General features: G+C 30.3%; 21 protein-coding genes. 6 read left to right on the forward strand and 15 right to left on the reverse strand.

All coding sequences use genetic code 11. The annotated features are described in order from the left end of the window. Positions 1 to 10: 10 nt before the first annotated feature. Positions 11 to 322 carry a PadR family transcriptional regulator gene (locus ACREV6_RS13435; protein ID WP_431578544.1) on the reverse strand — a complete coding sequence of 104 codons (312 nt, stop codon included), beginning with the start codon at positions 320 to 322 and terminating at the stop codon, positions 11 to 13. A gap of 331 nt (positions 323 to 653) precedes the next feature. Here ACREV6_RS13435 and ACREV6_RS13440 point away from each other — a divergent pair, with 331 nt between their 5' ends. Further along, the gene (locus tag ACREV6_RS13440; RefSeq protein WP_431578545.1) at positions 654 to 848 is read left to right on the forward strand and encodes a hypothetical protein; all 195 of its coding nucleotides are present in this window, start codon (positions 654 to 656) and stop codon (positions 846 to 848) included. Between the two features lie 96 nt (positions 849 to 944). On the opposite strand, the gene ACREV6_RS13445 is transcribed toward ACREV6_RS13440, so the two are convergent. The 8 genes from ACREV6_RS13445 to ACREV6_RS13480 all read right to left on the reverse strand — a co-directional run bounded on the left by ACREV6_RS13445 (position 945) and on the right by ACREV6_RS13480 (position 8,176). Further along, positions 945 to 1,280, reverse strand: a complete 336-nt coding sequence (locus ACREV6_RS13445; RefSeq protein ID WP_431578546.1) for a hypothetical protein — start codon at positions 1,278 to 1,280, stop codon at positions 945 to 947. Between the two features lie 390 nt (positions 1,281 to 1,670). Continuing rightward, positions 1,671 to 1,877 carry a hypothetical protein gene (locus ACREV6_RS13450; protein ID WP_431578547.1) on the reverse strand — a complete coding sequence of 69 codons (207 nt, stop codon included), beginning with the start codon at positions 1,875 to 1,877 and terminating at the stop codon, positions 1,671 to 1,673. Between the two features lie 104 nt (positions 1,878 to 1,981). Next, positions 1,982 to 3,142: a non-hydrolyzing UDP-N-acetylglucosamine 2-epimerase gene (wecB, locus tag ACREV6_RS13455; protein ID WP_431578548.1), complete on the reverse strand. Its 1,161-nt coding sequence runs from the start codon at positions 3,140 to 3,142 to the stop codon at positions 1,982 to 1,984. Positions 3,143 to 3,437: 295 nt separating this feature from the next. After that, complete coding sequence (locus ACREV6_RS13460) at positions 3,438 to 4,559, reverse strand: DegT/DnrJ/EryC1/StrS family aminotransferase (protein ID WP_431578549.1); 1,122 nt, start codon at positions 4,557 to 4,559, stop codon at positions 3,438 to 3,440. A gap of 21 nt (positions 4,560 to 4,580) precedes the next feature. Beyond that, complete coding sequence (locus tag ACREV6_RS13465) at positions 4,581 to 5,762, reverse strand: DegT/DnrJ/EryC1/StrS family aminotransferase (protein ID WP_431578579.1); 1,182 nt, start codon at positions 5,760 to 5,762, stop codon at positions 4,581 to 4,583. Positions 5,763 to 5,885: 123 nt separating this feature from the next. Continuing rightward, positions 5,886 to 7,088 (reverse strand): MerR family transcriptional regulator, encoded by a 1,203-nt coding sequence (locus ACREV6_RS13470; protein WP_431578550.1) that lies wholly within the window; start codon positions 7,086 to 7,088, stop codon positions 5,886 to 5,888. Between the two features lie 205 nt (positions 7,089 to 7,293). Continuing rightward, positions 7,294 to 7,737: a DMT family transporter gene (locus ACREV6_RS13475; RefSeq protein ID WP_431578551.1), complete on the reverse strand. Its 444-nt coding sequence runs from the start codon at positions 7,735 to 7,737 to the stop codon at positions 7,294 to 7,296. A gap of 16 nt (positions 7,738 to 7,753) precedes the next feature. Next, positions 7,754 to 8,176 (reverse strand): DMT family transporter, encoded by a 423-nt coding sequence (locus ACREV6_RS13480; protein WP_431578552.1) that lies wholly within the window; start codon positions 8,174 to 8,176, stop codon positions 7,754 to 7,756. Positions 8,177 to 8,368: 192 nt separating this feature from the next. On the opposite strand from ACREV6_RS13480, the gene ACREV6_RS13485 reads away from it, so the two are divergent. Continuing rightward, positions 8,369 to 9,067, forward strand: coding sequence for a cyclic nucleotide-binding domain-containing protein (locus ACREV6_RS13485; RefSeq protein WP_431578553.1), 699 nt, complete (start codon positions 8,369 to 8,371; stop codon positions 9,065 to 9,067). A gap of 75 nt (positions 9,068 to 9,142) precedes the next feature. Here the strand turns inward: ACREV6_RS13485 and ACREV6_RS13490 are convergent, their stop codons facing one another. The 4 genes from ACREV6_RS13490 to ACREV6_RS13505 all read right to left on the reverse strand — a co-directional run bounded on the left by ACREV6_RS13490 (position 9,143) and on the right by ACREV6_RS13505 (position 13,460). Next, positions 9,143 to 9,469 carry a hypothetical protein gene (locus ACREV6_RS13490; RefSeq protein WP_431578554.1) on the reverse strand — a complete coding sequence of 109 codons (327 nt, stop codon included), beginning with the start codon at positions 9,467 to 9,469 and terminating at the stop codon, positions 9,143 to 9,145. A gap of 460 nt (positions 9,470 to 9,929) precedes the next feature. After that, positions 9,930 to 11,375: a DEAD/DEAH box helicase gene (locus ACREV6_RS13495; protein WP_431578555.1), complete on the reverse strand. Its 1,446-nt coding sequence runs from the start codon at positions 11,373 to 11,375 to the stop codon at positions 9,930 to 9,932. A 210-nt stretch (positions 11,376 to 11,585) separates the two neighbouring features. Beyond that, on the reverse strand, positions 11,586 to 11,954 hold the full coding sequence (locus ACREV6_RS13500) for a hypothetical protein (RefSeq protein WP_431578556.1): 369 nt from the start codon (positions 11,952 to 11,954) through the stop codon (positions 11,586 to 11,588). Positions 11,955 to 12,326: 372 nt separating this feature from the next. Then, positions 12,327 to 13,460, reverse strand: coding sequence for a glycerate kinase (locus ACREV6_RS13505; RefSeq protein WP_431578557.1), 1,134 nt, complete (start codon positions 13,458 to 13,460; stop codon positions 12,327 to 12,329). Between the two features lie 156 nt (positions 13,461 to 13,616). Between ACREV6_RS13505 and ACREV6_RS13510 the strand changes: the two genes are divergently transcribed. The 3 genes from ACREV6_RS13510 to ACREV6_RS13520 all read left to right on the forward strand — a co-directional run bounded on the left by ACREV6_RS13510 (position 13,617) and on the right by ACREV6_RS13520 (position 16,405). Beyond that, a complete protein-coding gene (locus ACREV6_RS13510; RefSeq protein ID WP_431578558.1) occupies positions 13,617 to 14,078 on the forward strand; it encodes a DUF4342 domain-containing protein in 462 nt (153 codons plus the stop codon). Between the two features lie 148 nt (positions 14,079 to 14,226). Beyond that, on the forward strand, positions 14,227 to 14,910 hold the full coding sequence (locus ACREV6_RS13515) for a response regulator transcription factor (RefSeq protein WP_431578559.1): 684 nt from the start codon (positions 14,227 to 14,229) through the stop codon (positions 14,908 to 14,910). A 166-nt stretch (positions 14,911 to 15,076) separates the two neighbouring features. Beyond that, positions 15,077 to 16,405, forward strand: a complete 1,329-nt coding sequence (locus tag ACREV6_RS13520; RefSeq protein WP_431578560.1) for a sensor histidine kinase — start codon at positions 15,077 to 15,079, stop codon at positions 16,403 to 16,405. 170 nt (positions 16,406 to 16,575) lie between these two features. Here ACREV6_RS13520 and adhE read toward each other — a convergent pair whose 3' ends face one another. Next, complete coding sequence (gene adhE, locus ACREV6_RS13525; RefSeq protein WP_431578561.1) at positions 16,576 to 19,176, reverse strand: bifunctional acetaldehyde-CoA/alcohol dehydrogenase; 2,601 nt, start codon at positions 19,174 to 19,176, stop codon at positions 16,576 to 16,578. Positions 19,177 to 19,618: 442 nt separating this feature from the next. Next, positions 19,619 to 19,840 (reverse strand): YdbC family protein, encoded by a 222-nt coding sequence (locus ACREV6_RS13530; RefSeq protein WP_431578562.1) that lies wholly within the window; start codon positions 19,838 to 19,840, stop codon positions 19,619 to 19,621. Positions 19,841 to 20,548: 708 nt separating this feature from the next. On the opposite strand from ACREV6_RS13530, the gene uvsE reads away from it, so the two are divergent. Beyond that, positions 20,549 to 21,511 (forward strand): UV DNA damage repair endonuclease UvsE, encoded by a 963-nt coding sequence (uvsE, locus tag ACREV6_RS13535; RefSeq protein ID WP_431578563.1) that lies wholly within the window; start codon positions 20,549 to 20,551, stop codon positions 21,509 to 21,511. Positions 21,512 to 21,698 lie beyond the last annotated feature (187 nt).

Consider the following 21,698-nt stretch of genomic DNA (forward strand, 5'->3'; position numbering starts at 1 on the left):
GCCCCCATTATTATTCTATTTTTAAAACTTTGCTCACTGTGATTACAAAATCTAACCACTCATTTTTTAAATCTTCTTTTGTATTTTTCCCCAGCTGCGTAATGCTATAATATTTCCTTGGTGGTCCTTCTTGTGATTCTTGAAGATAAGTAGTTACAAACCCATCACTTTTTAATCTCCTAAGCAAAGGATATATGGTTCCTTCTGATATATCTATATCTTGCGAAATTTCATTTACAAGTTCATATCCGTAACAATCTCTACCATCAAGCACGGATAACACACATAATTCAAGAACACCCTTTTTAAATTGTACATTCATTAATTCACCTTCTTTTGAATTTTTTACCTTAATTGTATGATAACACAGGCTATTATACATTGCAAGATACTGATTAAAGTTTATTAGTCTTTTATACTTAGTTTAGATTTTTATTGTATTGCTTTTATTTTTTTATTATATCTATGTCACTTAACACTTAATTTCATATACTATAATTAATATATGTTTTTAGGGGGTCTTTATTATATTAAAAACAATAAATCTAAGTTACCCCAGACAATCCGTAGTAAATATCATTAATAATTCTATCTTTAAATCAAAACTAAAGGATACTAAATTTAATAAAACCCCAACTATAATAGGTTGTATAATGGGCGGTATATTACTAAACCAGAATTGCGTATATGCTAAAGGTGTTACGCAGGAAGGTACGGAAGTAATTAATTTTTTATCTATATTAGGACCAGCAACATTACTTACAGCAGCAGAAATCTACAAGGTAAGGTCTTCTATAAAAATCTACATGAAGAATTTAAAATTAATTGCAAGAAAAAACGACAAATAATAAAACTTGTCGTTTTTTTCTATATTTATTATATTGTTGTACTATTTTATTCCGATAAGAGAAATCAATCCATGTGTAAATCAACGTTATAGTTTTTCAGTTCCATATTTCCTGCATTTCTTTACACTCTTCTAATAAATCCATTAAGCTCCCTTGCGCTTCAATGTTTCCATCTTTCATTAATATAATGTTATCTGCTTGCTCCATTGCAAATCTTTTATTGGATACAATTATACAAGTCCGTAGATTATCTTTAAAAAGTCTCCTCCAAAGTGTTTTTTCTGTTTCTATATCTAATGCACTAGATATATCATCAACCACAATTAATTGCGCATTACGTACAAACATACGAGCTGCTGCAACTCTTTGTAATTGTCCCCCTGATAGTTTTACTCCCTTAGAACCTATCACTGTGTCTAATCCATTTTCCAATTGCTTTGTGTCTTTTTCTAAAACTGCTAAATTTATTAGTAGTCTTTGCTTGGAGCAATTGCAGTAGAGTTTAAAAATATATGAAACATATAGATACTCATAATAACACCACCCCTATACCAACTTATATTTTACATTCTTTTTCATATTTTAACATATTTAGTTTTGATTGTAAATCATTAAGGATACTTATCTATCAAGAGGCTTGTTCAATTCTTCTGTACCCGGGGATACAAATCTTCCATCCCTTATGCAAAGCCCATAAATAGTTCTGTAGTAAACTTAAGTATATAAAAAAGAGCTTTATCTAAATGATAAAACCCCTTCTTCTAAAGCCACATATCTTATAGCTTATTAATAATATTAAGTGCATAATACTATTTCAACTTACTATTTTTCTTTTTCAGAACTCTTTTTTCCATAAAGGTTATGTAGTATTGAATCGTATTGCCCTAATTTATCTGCGAGCATATGCCAATTCTTATGTTCAGCATTTGCCACATTGCTTTGATTTTTTTCAACGTTCTCAAGCCTTAAACTAATATCCTTAATATCCTTTTGCATTTGTATTAACATTTCTTTTATTTCATTATCCATGATTATCTCCTTCTTAGCTTCTATATTATATCTAAATTTATTATACATTACTTTATACCTATGGAATAGTTGTTCTCGTAGCAACTGTTTGCTGTAGTTCAGAATTAAGGTAAAAACTCTATTGGTGGCTCCTGAACAAAACCAAAATAGTGTGCAAGTGCATTAACTATTCGTTCAGAAGCTTTACCATCACCAAACGGATTTTTTGCATTTGCTATCCTAGTATATTCATCATCATCTATCAATAACTTATGCGTCTCCTCATATATAGCTTCTTCAGTGGTTCCACATAATATAGTAACACCTGACTCTACACCTTCAGGTCTTTCTGTTGTATCGCGCATTAGCACTAATGGTTTATGAAAAACAGGACATTCTTCTTGAAGTCCACCTGAATCACTCATAACTAGATATGATCTTGATATTAAGTTAATCATATCACGATAATCTATTGGATCTAATAAAATTATCCTCTCATGATTTGATAATATAGATTTAGCTGTTTCTTGCACTATTGGGCTTAAATGCACAGGATAAATCATAGTAATATCTGGATGATCATTAACTATGCGACGCATTGCTCTAAACATCTGTTTCATTGGCTCACCATAATTCTCACGACGATGTGCCGTTACAAGTACTATTCTCCTTTCATAATCAATACTTCTCAGTCTTGGTTCTTGAAAACAATAGTCTGGTTCATGCATTGCCATAGCTGAGTCAATCTGTGTTTGGCCAGTAACATATATGTAATCTGAATTAATTCCTTCTCTTAACAAATTCTCTCGATTTACTGAAGTGGGCGCTAAAAAAACACTTGAAATAACATCAATAATACAACGGTTAATTTCTTCTGGCCAAGGTGAAGTCTTGTTAAATGATCTAAGCCCTGCCTCAACATGAGCTACGGGAATTTTACTATAGGTAGCTGCAAGTGCAGCACTTACGGTAGTTTGAGTATCTCCATGAACTAAAACTAAATCCGGCTTTTCCTTAGCAAATATTTCATCTAAGCCTGTTATAACAGTAGATGTGACATAAGAAAGTGTTTGCTGTACTTTCATAATATCAAGGTCTATATCTGGCTCTAAATTAAAAGCATTTAGGGCTTTTAACAACTGCTCTTTATGCTGACCAGTTGAAATAACTATTGTTTCAAACCAGTTTGGATATTTTTTAAGTTCTTGAATTACTTTTCCCATCTTTGTTGCCTCTGGTCTAGTACCAAAAATAACCATTATTTTCTTTTTAGTTTCTTCTTTCATGACTATACCTCTAACCTTTCTTTCAATTAAGTAATTATTATTTGAATTTATCGGAGCCAATATTATCTGTAAAATCTGTAAATTCTTCTACCATATTTAAAGAGTAAATCCTATAGAGTTATTTCTACAATAATTCTATTATACTTAGATAAGCCCCTAATATCAACCTAATTATCCAAGTTTCGGATTTAAATAACTTAGATATTCATAATTGTATTCATTTCAAAAAAAGAACATTTCCTAAATTAGTGGGACTAATTAGGAAATGTTCTTTTGAAAAGCATGCAGGGTTATCTTATTTTTTATAGAATTTCTTTATAGTTTCACAAACAAATTCTACTTCTTCTTCAGTTATCTCTGGATATATAGGAAGTGCCATAATGTTCTCCGCTATTCTTTCAGCTACTGGGAAATCACCTTTTTTGTATCCTAAATATTCAAAGCATTTTTGAAGATGAAGTGGGATTGGATAATAAATGCTTGTTCCTATGTCATTTGCTTTTAAATATTCTGAAAGTTCATTTCTTCTTTCAGCTAATATGTTAAATACATAATAAACAGGTTTTTGATTTCCTTGAATTGTAGGTATTTTAATAAACTCACAATCTTGTAATCTATCTTTATATAATTTTGCAATACGATCTCTGTTACTAATTGCATCATTTATATATTTTATTTTTACTTGTAAGATAGCAGCTTGCATTGAATCCAGTCTTGAATTATATCCAATAAAATCATAATGATACTTTTTAGACGCTCCATGAACTCTGTACATCTTAGCAAGACTTGCCAAGTTGTCATCATTGGTTACTATCATACCTGCATCGCCATATGCTCCTAGTGTCTTTGTAGGGAAGAATGAGAATACACCAAAATCTCCTATAGTACCTGCATGTTTATATTCTGATCCATTGCCTTTGTATCTCATACCAAAAGATTCCGCAGAGTCTTCTAAAACCCTTAAATTATGTCTACTAGCTATATCCATAATTTTATCCATATCACCCATTTGTGAAAATAAATGGATTGGAATAATTCCTACAGTATCCTTTGTTATTTTTTCTTCTATTTTGGTGGCATCTATACTAAAAGTTTCTTCATCAATATCAACGAATACAGGCTTTGCTCCATTCTTTGCAATGCAAGATGCTGATGCAAGGAAAGTAAAGGGTGAAGTTATTACTTCCGTGCCCTCTTTAAAACCTAGTATGTCAGAAGCCATTACTAAGCCATCTGTTCCTGATGCAACACCAATTGCATATTTAGCTCCAGTAAATTCTTTAACTGCTTCTTCAAAGTCAGTTACCTCTTTCCCAAGCATTGATACTCCTCTTTCCATAAGTCCTAGAACAGCAGCATCGAATTCTGCTTTTTTCTCCTGATATTCTCTTGTAGGTGTATAAAATTTAACTTTCATGGTATAACCTCCGATTTATAATTATTGTTTAGCCATTATTTCGTCAGCACATCTTATTACTTCTTTAACCACATACTGCGCATCTTCTAATTTAAGTGTTGAGTATACTGGAAGGGTTATTTCATTTGCATACTGATTATATGCATTTGGATAATCTTCTATAGAATAACCAAGATTTTTATAAAGTGTAAACATTGGCAGCGGTGTAAAGTGAACATTGGTAGCTATGCCTATATCTGCTAGTTTTTGTATCAGTTCATCTCTTTGAATCTCAGTAAATCCTTTTAATCTTAGTGGATATAGATGATATGAAGTCTCTTTATTTTCATCTTTTGTAAAAGGAATTATGGCCCAAGGTTTAGTCCCAAGAGCTGTGGTATATACATCAAAAATAGTTCTTCTTTTTGTAAGCATTCCTTCATATCTTGCAATCTGTGCAAGTCCTATAGCTGCATTGATATCTGTCATATTACATTTAAAGCCATCTGTAATAATATCATATTTCCAAGCTCCTGCTTTCATCTTAGACAAAGCATCCTTTGACTGACCATGAAGAGAATTAATTTTAAGCTCTTTCTTTAAATCTTCCTTGCCCTTAAAGTTATTATCATTAAAGGTAATAGCTCCGCCTTCAGCTGTTATTAAATTTTTAACCGCATGGAAGGAGTAAACATGAAAATCAGCCTGCGTTCCAACTTTGTTTCCTTTATATGTTGCTCCAAATGAATGAGCTGAATCTGATATAAATATAATATCTTCTCTGTTTTTTTCCTTAAGCACTGCTTTTATAGCATCATAATCTACAGGAACCCCTGCAAAATCTACAGTAATTATTGCTTTTGTTTTAGGCGTAATTGCCATAGCCATTTTTTTCTCATCTATTAAAAAGCTACCTTCTTTAACATCTACAAAAGTTGGTTTAATTCCTCTATGAACTATTACACTTGCTGTAGCTGTATATGTGTAAGGTGTTGTAATAACTTCGTCACCATCTGAAATGTTATAAACCTTTAATATAAGTTCTAAACCCGCAGTTGCACTTGATAGTGCTACTGCATTATTAGCATCGCAATATTTCGCAATTTTATCTTCAAACTCCATGGTCTTTGGTCCCGTTGTAATCCAACCTGAATCTAAAACCTCCATTACGAGCCTTTTCTCTTCCTCTGTTATGTCTGGTGGTGAAAAAGGAATATTTTTAATTTTCATATATATCCTACCTTTCAAACTAAATTTTAAATTTAAACTATTTGTAATTTATTTTTTACTTAAATCTTATAATTAACCCACAAAAGCTAAAAAATATAGCATTTATGAAATTTTTAGTTATATACTCTTTTGTGCTTTAAAAAAACCTGTATCCTTAGTTATGTAAATTCCACCTTCTGTAGTAATTTTGTCTTTTAAATATTTGTTAAGCTCTTGAAGTCTTTCACTATTAAAACTTTCACGTACATTCCCTGGCATCGAGAACATATAATCAATGATAGGTGCTTTCTCTGTTACAATTAAATTATCTTCATATCTTTTCATTTCTATATTATCAAACCATTTTTTTAATTTTTCAGCACCATTTTCCAGCTTAAATCTTGAAGTAATATCTGAGCTTTTAATATCCATTGTTTCTGATTTAAACTTAGACATAATGTCTCTAATTTCCATCATATGATTTTGTCCAACAGTAGAAGAATAAAAATATCCACCGGGCTTTAATACTCTATATATTTCTGACAGCGCCTTTTGAATGTCGTCTACATGATAAAGCATATGGTTTGCTATTACAACGTCAAAACTACCCTCATCATAAGGTATATCCTCCGCATCTATAATTTGAAACTTAAAATTCTCTGATTTTTTTCCTAAATTTATCTTAGCATCACTTAACATTCCTTTTGAAAAATCACTTAATGTAATATCTAGGTCTTTAGGTATTCTATCTTTATTTTTCTTCCACAAATTAGCATCTCCACATCCAAGCTCAAGAATGCTGCATTGGTTAGGTAGATTTAACCCATCAAAATACCATCTCATCCATCCATATTTGTTTACACTAAACATCTCATGAATGTTTATCCTGGCTCTTAAATTTGATGCGTTTTCATACTGCTCAATTAACCTTTTATCAGAATTAATTACATTGATAATGTTGGTAAATTTATCCCAACTTACATTTTGTTTGTTTTCCATGTCAATGGCTTCATCAATAGCCTTAATTACCATAAAAGTATGTGCAGCTCTTTGTTTCATAATTTTCTTTTGAATTTCTAAAGATTTCACAAAATTTTCGTCAGTAACATCATTTTCAGTTATTTTCTTAATTTCGTCCAGGGAGAATCCAATAAATTTCAAGGTTAAAATTTGTTGAAGCCTTGCAAAGTCTTGATTACTATACAATCTGTGCCCTGCCGCGCTGTAGGAACTAGGCTTCATTAAACTAATTTTATCATAATATCTAAGTGTTCTTAAGGTAACACCTGCTTTTTCTGCAAATTCACCAATTGTGAAAAAATGTGATTCATAATTTTTCAATGTTATCACCCCTTGTGGAACTTAGACCATAAATATGTTTAGATTTATCCTTCTATAGGTATATTAACACATTACGTTACGTCATGTGCAATAGTTTTTTTAAAGAAATTTAAGAATTTTTAAAATAATGATATATACTATAAAAATAAAGCTAAGTGATTATGTGAGTTTATCTCGCAAAATCACTTAGCTTTATTAAAATTTACTATATAACAAGTTCTTTCTTATCAACATTAGAATTATATAATAATCCTACGAGGATCAATACCCCACCTATAATTTTTCCTTTTGAGACAAACCCAGCCCTAAAATAATCAATAAGTATACCTGTAAAAAGCTGTCCTATGAATATCAGTAAAGTAGTATATATAGTAGGAATTTTAGGAATTACAATGTTAGAACTTGCAACAACTGCAACCCCTATTATTCCACCTAAAAAAGCCCATAATGGTATTTTAGTAAAATTGCCAATGGATAAGTTTATAAAATTGCTCACTATAACAAACAATAGTATAGTAGTAACTAATCCTACAATATAATTTACAAGAGTTCCTTGAAAAACCCCTATTTTTTTAGATAAATGTGAATTTATAATCATAGATAGTATAATAAAGCAACCACCCAACGCTGCTAAAAATATATATAACATATTCTTTCTCCCCTTTCTAATATAATATCATTGTAACTAACCCCAATAGTACTATTAAAAATCCAATAATTTTTTTCTTTTTAAATTTATAAACATTCAAGCCAAACAGGCCATAATGATCTACAAAGCTAGCTAATGTTAATTGTCCAAAAACCCCTAAAGATAATGTTAACGAAGCTCCAAGAATATTGAAGCATAAATTATTCAAAAACACCACCCAAACTCCTATTAACCCACCACTAAATAAGTAAATTGGAATGTTCTTAGTTATCTTAACCTTTTCTTTTTTTATTATTAAAATAATAATTACAGCAATAAGCCCTACTATATGAATTATTAATAATGCTTGATATTGATCTGTATAATTTACCAAAACACCGTTAAACGTTACCATTATGGTGATTATTATACCTATAAATATTGCAGACGCTTTATACATTTAATTTCCTCCGTTCTCTAATTGTTCATTACACTTCTTTGATAAGACTAGCATAAAAATTTCTAGTTCTATAGGACACATGTCATATTCCCATTAATTTATTATACAAAACTAAAATAAACAATTATAATAAGTCTTAGATACATTATAAATCATTTTTTCTTTCCAGATTACTACGAGGAGGCCACTTAAGTGAAACGTATATATAATCAAACTAAATTAGATAATTACATAGAAAAATATAATATTGAAGATTTCTTCGGAGTAGATATGAAAAAATATATGGAGCTACATATTTTTGATAAAGGAATCCACCTTTTCAAAACAAATGAACAGGTAGATTATTTCTATTTTCTTGTAGAAGGTAAAATAAAAGTATATACCGTCCTGAAAAATGGTAAATCTCTACTTTTTCGATTATATAAACCCCTAAATATAATTGGAGAAGCGGAATTTATTGATTGCAATACAGCTAGTTCAAACATTGAAGCAATAACTGAATGTTTGTGCATTGGAATATCTATGAGTAATATAAGAAAATATGCTGTTGATGATCCAACTTTTCTAAAGTGTATGTGCAGGAGCCTTGGCAAAAAATTTATGAGCTCTTCTATCGCCAGTTCAATAAATATACTCTATCCCCTAGAAAACAGATTATCAAGTTATCTACTTGCTATTGCACCAGAAAATAGTGAATATTCAAATTTAGATGGCGGAATAATAACAGATAAATTTACAGAAATGGCAGATTTGCTTGGTACAAGCTATAGACATTTAATCAGAACTATAAATAAATTATGCGTTGAAAAGATAATAAGAAAGGAAAAAAATTCTATTGTAATTTTAAATATAAATGCATTGGAAAAACTTGCAGGCGATTTGTATGAATAAAGGGTACATATTGTTACAAGCTCATTTGCTTATAACAATATGTACCCTTTTTTTTATTTTTCCAAAATAGCAATGCTATTTCATACCATTCATTTTACCCTTTAATGCCTTAACTCGCCCATTAACATAATTCATAAGTTCTTTTTTGTTCTCTTTTATCTCATTTGGAGCGCTAGTAACCATACTAATTATATCTAATTTGTTACCTTTTATTTCTTTGGCAATTTCATAGGCTAAGTACTTATTTTTCATTTTCCAATATGTAATGTTAAATTGATCTGCTTGACGTTTATTGTAATGCCCTTTTTCAATACCAAACTGAAATAAATCTGCTGCTGATTCTAATTCCTCTAAATCTTCAACCTCTAAAGTCTCATTAACTAATTCCTGAAATGTTTTCATTTTAGCTCTCCTTTTTAACAGGTAATATTATGGTTTGATTATATTATCATTGATATACTTAATATCACCTACTTGTTTGTTTTAAGAAAGTCACCCTTTACTAAATCTTTCCCACAACTTTTATATTTTAACACATATTAAAGAATATTTAAATTATGATTATAAACAAATTTATAATTCCCTAGTTAATAAAATATATTCCAGTGTGCCATTATTTTATACGTACAATAATAGAAAGTTTAATAGTTTACTGGTTGATATTAATTTTATATAGTAAAGTAAAACCGTTAAAGTATTATTATTGTAATAATTTTTATGTTTTATTCTCAATAAACACCAAATTAAAAATTTTAATAATCACTAGTTATTTTTGTTATAATAGCTAAATAATATAAGGTAGATAATTAGATTATCTACCTTATATTATTTCATAGCATCTAATAAATTGACCTGATAATTGCTATTTATTCGCTTTTTCCACCCTAATAGCTTTTCCCTTTATTGTTCCATTTTTAAGGGCTTCTAATACTAACTTGCCCTTTCCGCCCATAATATCTACATGAGAGAAGTTATCTTGAATATCGATAATGCCTATATCCTCAGAAGTAACACCTTCAATATTGCAAATAGTTCCTACAATATCTACAGTCCTTATTTTTTTCTTTTTACCTGCACTGAGATATAATTTCATTATATCACTACTAAAATTAGATGCTTTAGTCTTTTTAAGAATAGGCTTAGCATCATGTTTTTCATAAAATGCCTGCCTGAACGGTTCTGATTCTTCTTTTGTTGGAACTTCTGCTTTTGGTATCTCCATACCAATATACTGTTCTATGGCTTGTAAGAATTTGCCTTCATAGTGAGTTGCAAAGGTTATAGCTTTTCCTTTTTTTCCTGCACGTCCTGTCCTACCTATTCTATGTACGTAATTACCTTTTTCTAGTGGTAAATCATAATTTATAATATGAGTTATGCCTTCCACATCAATACCTCTTGCAGCAACATCTGTTGCCACTAAAAATCTAAATTCACCTTTTTTAAATCTTTCCATGGCATCTAATCTATCATTTTGAAGCATTCCTCCATGTATTTTAATACATGAATAATAACGATTTTTCATTTGAGCAGTTATTGAATCAACGTTTTCTTTTGTTCTACAAAATACTATGCAAGAATCTGGACTCTCAATATAAAGTATTCTCTTAAGCGCACTGAATTTCTTATCTTCCTCTACCTCATAGCAAACTTGATCAATTTTATCAACGGTCAAATTCTCAGGATTTATTTCTATTTTAACAGGTTTCACCATATATTTAGCGCAAATTGCTTCAATAGATTCTGGTATTGTAGCTGAAAATAACATAGTAACTCTATTTTTGGGAACAGCTTTGATAACCGCTTCTACTTGTTCTATAAATCCCATGCTAAGCATTTCATCTGCTTCGTCTAATATTAAATATTTTACCTTGGCTAGATTAATAGTGCCTCTTTCAATATGATCTAGGGTCCTTCCAGGCGTACCAACTACTACGTGCACTCTTTGTTTTAACTGTTTTACTTGCATTGCTATAGGTTGTTTACCGAAAACGGCTATGGCCCTAATTTTTTTATACCTACCTATTTGTGTTATATCCTGGCTTACTTGAAGTGCTAGTTCTCTAGTAGGTGTTAATACTAATGCTTGAGGCTCTGTTTCCTCTATATCTGCACTTTCACAAAGCGGAATAGCAAAAGCTGCTGTTTTTCCGCTACCCGTTTGTGATTTTACTATTATATCACTACCTTTTAGAGCTATAGGTATTACCGCAGCTTGAACCTCTGAAGGGTTTTTATATCCTAAATTAACAATTGCTTTTAATATTTCTTCACTAATATTAAATTCCTCAAATTTTATGTTACTCATTTTAACTTCCTCTCTTGTTTCATATATAATTTTTAAGCATAACTTAAATATATTTTTAACTCATAAGTTTATATTATACCATATTTAGACACACAATTTCTATTGCAAATTTTAACATTGAACAAATTTAATTATTTACATATCTCTAATTTCAATAAAAAAGGGATAATGAATGTCCTCACTATCCCTTTATATAGGTACCTAATTGGTTTACTCACATGGATATATATAATTGGCTGCACAACGAACGTCTAATTCTTCAGGGTCTTCAATATCCGCTGGAAGTACAAATACTAGTTTACGGCGAATAGTACCACATGGATTGCATCCATCATCTTTACATAATGTTGTGCAAAAACCTCTAAAAGCGAGTATTTTATGGCACTTATTATATATAATGCATGCAACACATACCTGTTTTCCAAAGCATACGTTATTTACTTGTATTCTTACAGTTAGTAATTTAGCACCATGTTTTTCCATATCTACCGGATCTACATTAATAGTATGACATAAATCACAATCACATTGATTATTATTTGAACAATCTGGTTTATAATCTTTTTCATCTCTACCCATTTTATAAAACTCCTTTTTGTGTAAATTTTAAAAAAGACAGTACGCATTAATACTGATATATAAGTTATTTGTTATTTTATGGCTACATATATCACTTATATATATTGTTAACATAAGTTTTATACATTGATATATGTACTAATAGATCAGATTAGTAATTGAGATGGTCTTTATTATAAATTTATAATTAGTTTTATTTTGGGTAAGTGTAATCTAAGATATATGGTATATTATATTATATTCAACAGTAAAGGAATTTGTTAATAATTATTATTGGATTTTACTAGATTATTATTAAATTTTACTAGATTATTAATTCTTGTTCTTTTAGTAGGAGCCTCAAACATAAGAATTATTTTGTTATTACAAAACTTATTTATTAAGCAAGATAATTCTAGCTATATTTTCACAAGTTCTTTCAATATTTTCCGGACCTTTTTTAAGTGCTTTTTCAATTGTGTCAGCTTCTGATAATATGCCTATTATAGAATTTATTCCATGCTCATATAATGCCTCTACTCCATCACCTATACGTCCTGCGAAGGCTATAACAGGTATATTATATTCTTTTGCTATTAAAGCCACTCCAAGGGGTGTTTTACCATAAAGTGTTTGTGCATCTATACTTCCTTCTCCAGTAAACACATAATCTGCATATTGCATTTTTTCTTTAAGATTAGTATGCTCTGTAACCAATTCTATTCCCCTTTTAAGTTCTGCACGAAAGAAAGCAAGAAGTCCTGCACCTAGCCCACCCGCAGCTCCCGCTCCAGGAATACTTTTAATATCCATACCTAACTGCTGTTTTATAATTTTTGCATAGTGACTTAAATTAGCATCTAAAATTTTCACCATTTCGAAAGTAGCTCCCTTTTGCGGCCCAAAAACATAAGATGCACCATTTTTTCCTGTTAAGGGACTCGTAACATCACAAGCTACTTCAATCTTAGTACCTTTAAGTCTTTTATCTAGTCCATCTAAGTCTATCTTATGAAGGAGATTTAAATATCCGCCACCTAAATTGATTTCTTCATTATCCAATGTTAACAGCTTCCCACCAAGTGCTTGTATCATTCCTGATCCGCCATCATTTGTAGCACTACCACCTATTCCTATGATCAAATGATTAACGCCCTTATCTAGGGCAGCTTTAATTAATTGTCCTGTACCATAAGTTGTAGTTAAAAGAGGATTTCTTTTTTTCCTAGACACAAGGTGTAACCCACTAGCGCTAGCCATCTCAATTACTGCTGTTTTTTTATCTCCAAGTACTCCAAATGTAGCCTCAACTTCATCACCAAGAGGCCCTTTAACTACTGCTTTATATAGTTCACCTTCTGTTGCGTCTACAAGTGACTGTACTGTTCCTTCTCCACCATCAGCCATTGGAACCTTAATGCATTCTGCATAGGGAATAATCTTTCTAATCCCTCTTTCCATAGCATCCGCTACCTCTTTTGCTGTCATACTTTCTTTAAAGGAATCTGGAGCTAACAAAAATCTCATATATATATCTATCCTTTCCAAAGTGAATTGTGAATTTAAATTTCTAATGCAATTCTAATCTTCTACTAATAATGCTTTAATACTTACATTATATAATAAAAACATAGAAAACAAGTAATTCTTACACAATCCAAATAAAAATTAGGAGGAATTTAAATGTCAATAAATTTAGAACAAATCGATGAGTTAAGAAAAAGAGCTAATGTAAGTTATGAGGATGCAAAAGCCGCCTTAGAGCAAAGTGACGGGGACCTACTTTGTGCACTAGTATATCTTGAAAAACAAAATAAAATTAAACCCGGCGAGATCCCTTCTAGCGAAAGTAAATTCTTTAAGAAAGTAAAAAAACTTATTAAAAAAGGGAACGAAACAAAAATAATAGTTAAAAAAGATGATGCTGTAGTATTAAATATCTGTGTAACTCTAGGAGTTATAATAACTATAGTAGCTACACCTATTGTAATCACAGCATTAATATTAGCCCTCGCAACTAACCATAAAATAAGAATTCAAAAGAAAAATAATGAAGATTTAGAAGTAAATAATTTTTTTGATAAGATGTCCCTTGCTGTTAATAAAGTAACTACAAAAATTACAGAAGAAATGAAAACTGAATAATACCCTAGTAACCTACATTGTATTTATGTAGGTTGTTTTTTTAATATAGTAAAATTTTAAAAAATAATCCAATTGTCTGCAATTATATATAAAGTAATATATAATAAAGCTATTGTTAATATAATATATTTTGGGGGTTAGTGTATATATGAGCGGACAAAAGATTTTAATAATTGAGGATGAAATAAAAATAGCACGATTTCTTGAGTTAGAATTAACCTATGAAGGTTATAACGTTTATCAATGTCATGATGGACGTGAGGGTTTAGATAAAGCCATTAACGAAATTTTTGATATAATAATTCTTGATGTTATGCTACCTTCTTTAAACGGTCTAGAAGTATTAAGAAGACTAAGACAAGTATCTGCAGTTCCCATTATAATGCTCACTGCGAAAGACGAGATAATGGATAAAGTTATGGGTCTTGACATAGGTGCTGATGACTATATGACTAAACCTTTTGCTATTGAAGAATTACTAGCAAGAATAAGAACAGCATTAAAAAAGATACCTCTATTTAAAGAAATCACTAATGTATTGTCTGCAGGAGAATTATCCATAGACTTAGGTGGACATATGGTTAGCTTTAAAAATAGTTCTATAGAACTAACTAAAACGGAATTTGATTTACTTAAATACCTAATTGAAAATAAAAATATTGTGCTTACAAGAAATAAAATTATTAATATAGTATGGGGCTATGAATATATGGGTGATACTAATGTTGTGGATGTTTACATTAGATATTTAAGAAGTAAAATAGATGATAGATTCAACAAGAAATTCATTTATACTATTCGAGGGGTGGGATACCTTTTAAAAGATGAATAATTTAAAATTTTTCTCTAAGTTTATGTTACAATACTTTCGTTTTCTTTCACAATGCTTACGATTTCTCTACAAGGCAATATCAATCATATTAAGTTTTATACCAAGGTTATTAAATAAGCTAATTTACAAAATTCATAAAAGATTAAGATTTTCCATTAGTTTTAAAATGACTGCAGTATATACACTTATTTTTTCTATAACACTGCTTCTATTAAGTGTTGGTCTAATTATAGGCTTTAGATTTTTTCTACTACATGAAGTTCAAGATGAACTTAATAAGTACACTTCAGTAGCTAGTAATTATGCTAAATCAGACAAGAATTTTCAAAGCTTTAACGTTAATATTTTTTCTAACATAGAATACATAACCTTTAGTATTTTTGATAAAAGTGAAAATCTTGTTTATTCTACCCAAAAAAATAAAAGTGAGGTATCTTTCCATAAAGATACCTCAACTTACCCTGTTATTAATGAAATAAACCAACAACTCGTTTTTGTTACTACTAAAATAGATCAAAATAATAAAATGTTTTATCTTCAGCTTTCTAAAAACCTTAAAAAGGAAAATGAATATTGGGAGATTTTTTCTTTAATTATCTTTTTCGTAAATATATTCTCTTTATTGTTTACCTTAGGGGTAGGTTCTAAAGCCAGTAAAAAAATGCTTCTCCCTATAAAAGACATGACAAAAACCACAAAAGATATTTCAATTAATGCTTTAGAAACTAGATTGAATGTCAGTGTTTCCCAGGATGAGCTAAAAGATTTAGCTGAAACTATTAATAAAATGCTAGATGGTATTCAAACTTCCTACGAACAACAAAACCAATTTGTATCAGATGCTTCTCATGAGCTTCGAACGCCAATAGCTGTAATTCAAGGATATGCAAATATGCTATACCGCTGGGGAAAAGATGATAAAGAAGTATTAGAGGAATCTATAACTGCTATAAGGGGTGAAGCCTGCGATATGCAAGAGTTAGTGGAAAAGCTCTTATTTCTTGCAAGAAGTGATAAAAACACTCAAAAAATCTCGAAAACAAGTTTTTATATTAACGAGTTAGTAGATGAAATTATAAAAGAAACAAAACTAATTGATGCTATTCATCAAATTAAAACTGATGTAAATCAGCAAGTTTCTATATATGCAGATAAAAAATTACTTAAGCAAGCATTAAGAGTTTTTATAGATAATAGCATAAAGTATACCCCTAGCGGTGGATGTATTGTGTTAAATAGTTATATTAATAAAAAAAATCTAATTCTTGAAATTATTGATACAGGAATAGGTATTTCTAAAGAAGATCTTCCTTATATTTTCAATAGATTTTATAGATGTGATAAGTCGAGAACAAAAGAAAGTGGTGGAACAGGCCTTGGTTTATCTATAGCAAAATGGATTATTGGCAAGCATAATGCCTCCATTGTAGTAGAAAGCAGACCTGAAGTGGGAACAACCATAAGGATTGGACTTCCTATTAAAAACAAATTATAATTGTATTTGAAATTAAGATTTGTTCTTATATTATGCTAGCAATATATACTTGACCTTATAGCAGAATATACAGAAAAGCAGCAGTGCATTTTCATGCGCTGCTGCTTTTCTGTATATTAGTTGAATAAACTTCTTAAGATTGACTTTTAAAGTTTATCTAATTAGTTAATTTATTTTTCAAAAACATTTATATACATTTGCTTAAGTTGACTGATTAATGGATATCTTGGATTAGCACCTGTACATTGGTCATCAAAAGCTTGCTCACTCATATGGTCTAATGTAGCATAGAATTTTTGTTTAGACACTCCTGCTTCACTTATTGTCATAGGAATGTTAATCTTAGCTTTTAATTCATCAATAGCTTTAATTAATAATTCTATCTTTTGGTCTTCTGTGTTTCCACCTAATTGTAAATAGTCAGCGATTCTTGTATATCTCCACTTAGCATTCGGATATTTATATTGTGGGAATGCTGCTTGTTTTGTTGGGTTATCTACAGCATTGAATCTTATAACCTCATTGATTAATATTGCATTAGCAATGCCGTGTGGTACATGATGCTCTGCTCCTAATTTGTGCGCCATTGAGTGACATACGCCTAGGAAAGAATTAGCAAACGCCATACCAGCCATTGTTGAAGCATGAGCCATTTTCTCTCTTGCTTTTATATTAGTGGTACCCTCATTGTAAGCTTGTGGTAAATACTTAAATATTAATCTCATTGCTTCTAAAGCTAGACCATTAGTATATTCTGAAGCAAGTACTGATACATAGGCTTCTATAGCATGAGTTAAAGCATCTATACCTGAAGCTGCTGTTAGTCCTTTTGGCATATTCATCATAAGTTCTGCATCTACTATAGCCATATCTGGAGTTAACTCATAATCAGCTAATGGATATTTGACTCCTGTTTTTTCATCAGTGATTACTGCAAATGGAGTAACCTCTGAACCTGTGCCTGCTGAAGTTGGTATTGAAACCATCATAGCTTTTTCACCCATTTTAGGGAATGGATACACTCTCTTTCTAATATCCATAAATCTCATAGCTAGATCTTCAAATCTTACTTCTGGATGCTCATACATTACCCACATGATTTTAGCTGCATCCATTGGTGATCCACCACCAAGTGCTATAATTGTATCTGGCTTAAATATTTCCATTTCACTAGCACCTTTTTTTGCTATAGCAAGAGTTGGATCTGGTTCTACATCATAAAATATCTTAAATTCCACTCCAATTTCTTCTAAAACACTTGTAACTTTATCCACATATCCTAGGTCATAAAGAACCTTATCAGTTACTATAAATGCTTTTTTCTTGTTCATATCCTTTAATTCTTTTAATGCTACTCCAAGACTACCATATTTAAAATAAATCTTTTCTGGAACTCTAAACCAAAGCATGTTTTCTCTCCTCTCAGCTACACTCTTCACATTTAATAAGTGTTTAACACCAACGTTTTCTGATACAGAGTTTCCACCCCATGATCCACAACCTAGTGTTAGTGAAGGAGCTAGCTTAAAGTTGTATAAATCTCCTATAGCGCCTTGAGCTGCTGGCATATTCACTATAACTCTTCCTGTTTTCATGGTTGCACCAAACCTAGCTATTCTGTCTGCTGACTTAGTTCTGTGAGTGTATAATGATGATGTATGACCAAATCCACCAAGTTCAACAAGTCTTTCTGCTTTTTTTAGCGCTTCATCAAAAGTTTTAACCTTATACATAGCAAGTACCGGAGATAATTTCTCATGTGAAAATGCTTCTTCAAGTTCTACAGATTCAACCTCTCCTATAATAATCTTTGTTTCTTCAGGAACTTTTACTCCTGCCATTTCTGCTATTTTATAAGCAGATTGACCTACTATATTTGCATTTAATGATCCGTTAGTCAATATTACTTTTCTTACTTTATCTACTTCCGCTTTTTTAAGGATATAAGCTCCTCTTTCAGCAAACTCTTTCCTAACTTCATCATAGATTTCTTCCATAACCAATACTGATTGTTCTGAAGCGCATATTACGCCATTATCAAAACTCTTAGAAAGTAAAATTGAGTTTACAGCCATTTTAATTTCAGCTGTTTCATCAATAATTGCTGGTGTATTTCCTGCTCCAACTCCAATAGCTGGTTTTCCTGATGAATAAGCAGCTTTAACCATTCCTGGCCCACCTGTTGCAAGTATTATATCCGCTTCTCTCATAACAATCTGTGAAAGTTCTACTGAAGGCTCATCTATCCAAGCAATTATACCTTTTGGTGCGCCAGCTTTAACTGCCGCATCTAGTATTATTTTAGCTGCTGCAATAGTAGATTTTTTACCTCTTGGATGTGGAGAGAAAATGATACCATTCCTAGTTTTTAATGATATAAGAGCTTTAAATATTGCTGTAGATGTTGGATTTGTAGTTGGCACAATTGCTGCTACAACTCCTATTGGTTCTGCAATTTTTGTAATACCAAAGGATTTATCTACATCAATAACTCCACAAGTTTTTTCATCTTTATATTGATTATATATATATTCTGAAGCAAAATGGTTTTTTATAACCTTGTCTTCTACAATTCCCATACCTGTTTCTTCTACTGCCATCTTTGCTAAATCAATTCTTGAATTATTTGCTGCCATAGCTGCTTGTCTAAATATTTCATCTACCTGTTCTTGAGTATAAGTAGAAAATTCCTTTTGAGCACTTCTAACCTCTTTTATTCTAATCATTAATTCTTCTACGTTTGTTACTTTCATATTCTGCACCTCTTTCATAATAATAGCTTGCGTAGTTGGTAAACTTTTTCTGAGGAAAGTTATATACTTGAAAAAATCTTTAACAACCATGGTTTATGCGTTTTAATTTTTCGTTTTTTTGTTTTAAAAGTTTGTTTGCTTGTTTATGTGTTAATTATATCACAATGTTTAAATGATTGTAAACAGTTTTTTTTAGTTTTTATTATATTTTATTATTCATTCATAATACCTAAACCTTTGCAATCCTTTACATTGCGGTAAATACAAATGTTTATGTGATATTTTTTAGTTTGCTTTTTATCACTATTATTTTATATTCAAGGCAAAGTATGTTATTTATTAAACAATCTAGTTGCTAGGCATAGATCAATTAACAGGTGAGACGTTGCAATTTTCCATATAAAAAAAAACAAGGAATGGTAAAATTACCACACCTTGGTTTCATGTATCTTAACACTTATTACAGGTTTATCTCATTAAGCAATGCTTTAAGTTTTATAAGCTCTTCTTTAGATAGTGTAATCCCTTTTCCCATTTTTTCATGTTCTGGAGACCAATCTCTAATATCGTACTTTGCGTCCTTATCATTCCAACTTATAAGATTCAATTCTTTTCTCCATATTTTACCGGATTCTGATAATTCTCCTAATGTTTCTTTTATTTCATATTTTATATCTGCCATGTCTATACCTCCATTAATAATTTTACCCACATTCTAATAATTTTGCCTACGATATTAATATTATATGATTTTCATATAAAAAGCTATAATTTAGATGTTTTATAGCAATAAAGCCTTTTATATTTATATTTTTCATATTTATGTAATGAATCTATTGAAATTATACAAATATTTATTTGATTATTTGTATATTATTTTACACACACTATAGTTATGTGATATGATTAAACAAGGGTTTATTCTAACATCTATTCAAATATTATATTTATTTAGTAAGATGTTTTTGACAAACATTTTAAATATTATTATAGCTTTTATGATAGAGAGATTTATAAATAACTCTTTTATTAGTAAATTTTATCCCCTGACTTAAACTATTTTCTACAATATTTATAAGTTAGCTTCATTGTGGGTAGTATTATAAAATATACTTATTAAAGGGTATTTTAATTTCAATATTATTGAGCGATAATTAGAATATATTAAAGAATATCAGTTAGTAGAAATGTTTTAACGACATTTCAGAAGGAGTTCCCCCCTGTCTTTCACGAGTAAAAATATTACTCTAACAAAGATAAAACTTCAGGTGGAGTATATCATTCCTTCTGAAGTTGTTAATATTGCAGCTTCTAAAATGAAAAGCGGCTGCGCAAATGATGATTTAATTTATATTTATTGGTATAACTATATTATATGAGGAGTGATATTATGCAAATAAGATTAGGCTACGTGGCTACTGCTTTAAAAGCAGCAAAAATAACTTCTGCCAGCACAGTAACTTTTTCTACATATACAAAACAATCGACGGATAGAGATAAGCTTGAGAAACTACAAAAGGTAGCAGTATCAAACGTCAATGATTTGTATAAAATTCTAGAATACACTGTAAAAAACGATGTTCACTTTTATAGAATAACTTCAGCTTTAATACCTCTAGCAACTCATCCTGAAGTTACAGATTGGGAGTTTAGAAGAATTTTAAAAATGGATTTTGATTGGCTTGGGAATTATATAAACAATAATAATTTAAGGGTCGATACTCATCCTGATGAATCTAATGTTATTAATAGTTCTAAGGAAGATGTAATAAAAGCTACTGAAAAGAATCTTATGTTCCATGCAAATCTTTTCCAGGATATTAATTACCCTTTGGGAAAGATGATATTACACATTGGAGGTAAAGAAGGCGGAAAACTTGCTGCTACAGAAAGATTTTTTAAGAATTATAATAATCTGCCAAAAGAAATAACAAAATTAGTAGTGTTTGAAAATGATGACAAAAGCTTCACAACAAAAGAAGTATTAAACATATGCAAGGAAATAAATGTGCCTATGGTACTAGATGTACATCATCATAACTGCAACAACGGTGGCGATGAACTAGAACCTATGTTAAAAGATATATTCTCCACTTGGGAAAACGAACTTCTACCAGTAAAAATACATTTTTCGAGCCCAAAAACTGGAGAAAAAGATAAGAAGCATGCTGATAACATTGATCCAGCAGCCTTCATCGAGTTTGTTGAAAAATGTATTCCACTAGGAGTTGACTTAGATATAATGCTTGAGGCAAAACTTGCTGATTTGGCATTATTCCAACTTGTAGATGATATAAAAGTTTTTAAACCTGAATGGAACTGGCTTGATACTAGTACTTTAGAATTTAATTAAAATTTATTATATAAATAAAAGGCTTCAAGAATTTCTATATTCTTGGAGCCTTTTATTTATATTAATGATTCTTATGTTTTGTAAAATTTTAGTCTGAATTTATTCTACTTATTTAGGTAGTTCAATATTTTTCCCCGTAATTGAATTAAAATTTGCTTATTTTAAATTTGATACTGTAAGAATACTA

Origin of the sequence: Clostridium sp. (assembly GCF_050717515.1) — a bacterium.
GTDB lineage: Bacteria > Bacillota > Clostridia > Clostridiales > Clostridiaceae > Clostridium_AD.

What these genes read in the sequence shown, in the direction of transcription:
- ACREV6_RS13475 (WP_431578551.1), bottom strand. Translation starts at nt 7,737, where the DNA reads ATGTTATATATATTTTTAGCAGCGTTGGGTGGTTGCTTTATTATACTA.
- wecB (WP_431578548.1), bottom strand. Translation starts at nt 3,142, where the DNA reads ATGAAAGAAGAAACTAAAAAGAAAATAATGGTTATTTTTGGTACTAGA.
- ACREV6_RS13480 (WP_431578552.1), bottom strand. Translation starts at nt 8,176, where the DNA reads ATGTATAAAGCGTCTGCAATATTTATAGGTATAATAATCACCATAATG.
- ACREV6_RS13505 (WP_431578557.1), bottom strand. Translation starts at nt 13,460, where the DNA reads ATGAGATTTTTGTTAGCTCCAGATTCCTTTAAAGAAAGTATGACAGCA.
- ACREV6_RS13490 (WP_431578554.1), bottom strand. Translation starts at nt 9,469, where the DNA reads ATGAAAACATTTCAGGAATTAGTTAATGAGACTTTAGAGGTTGAAGAT.
- ACREV6_RS13440 (WP_431578545.1), top strand. Translation starts at nt 654, where the DNA reads ATGGGCGGTATATTACTAAACCAGAATTGCGTATATGCTAAAGGTGTT.
- ACREV6_RS13515 (WP_431578559.1), top strand. Translation starts at nt 14,227, where the DNA reads ATGAGCGGACAAAAGATTTTAATAATTGAGGATGAAATAAAAATAGCA.
- adhE (WP_431578561.1), bottom strand. Translation starts at nt 19,176, where the DNA reads ATGAAAGAGGTGCAGAATATGAAAGTAACAAACGTAGAAGAATTAATG.
- ACREV6_RS13530 (WP_431578562.1), bottom strand. Translation starts at nt 19,840, where the DNA reads ATGGCAGATATAAAATATGAAATAAAAGAAACATTAGGAGAATTATCA.
- uvsE (WP_431578563.1), top strand. Translation starts at nt 20,549, where the DNA reads ATGCAAATAAGATTAGGCTACGTGGCTACTGCTTTAAAAGCAGCAAAA.
- ACREV6_RS13435 (WP_431578544.1), bottom strand. Translation starts at nt 322, where the DNA reads ATGAATGTACAATTTAAAAAGGGTGTTCTTGAATTATGTGTGTTATCC.
- ACREV6_RS13460 (WP_431578549.1), bottom strand. Translation starts at nt 4,559, where the DNA reads ATGAAAGTTAAATTTTATACACCTACAAGAGAATATCAGGAGAAAAAA.
- ACREV6_RS13450 (WP_431578547.1), bottom strand. Translation starts at nt 1,877, where the DNA reads ATGGATAATGAAATAAAAGAAATGTTAATACAAATGCAAAAGGATATT.
- ACREV6_RS13510 (WP_431578558.1), top strand. Translation starts at nt 13,617, where the DNA reads ATGTCAATAAATTTAGAACAAATCGATGAGTTAAGAAAAAGAGCTAAT.
- ACREV6_RS13500 (WP_431578556.1), bottom strand. Translation starts at nt 11,954, where the DNA reads ATGGGTAGAGATGAAAAAGATTATAAACCAGATTGTTCAAATAATAAT.
- ACREV6_RS13495 (WP_431578555.1), bottom strand. Translation starts at nt 11,375, where the DNA reads ATGAGTAACATAAAATTTGAGGAATTTAATATTAGTGAAGAAATATTA.
- ACREV6_RS13520 (WP_431578560.1), top strand. Translation starts at nt 15,077, where the DNA reads ATGACTGCAGTATATACACTTATTTTTTCTATAACACTGCTTCTATTA.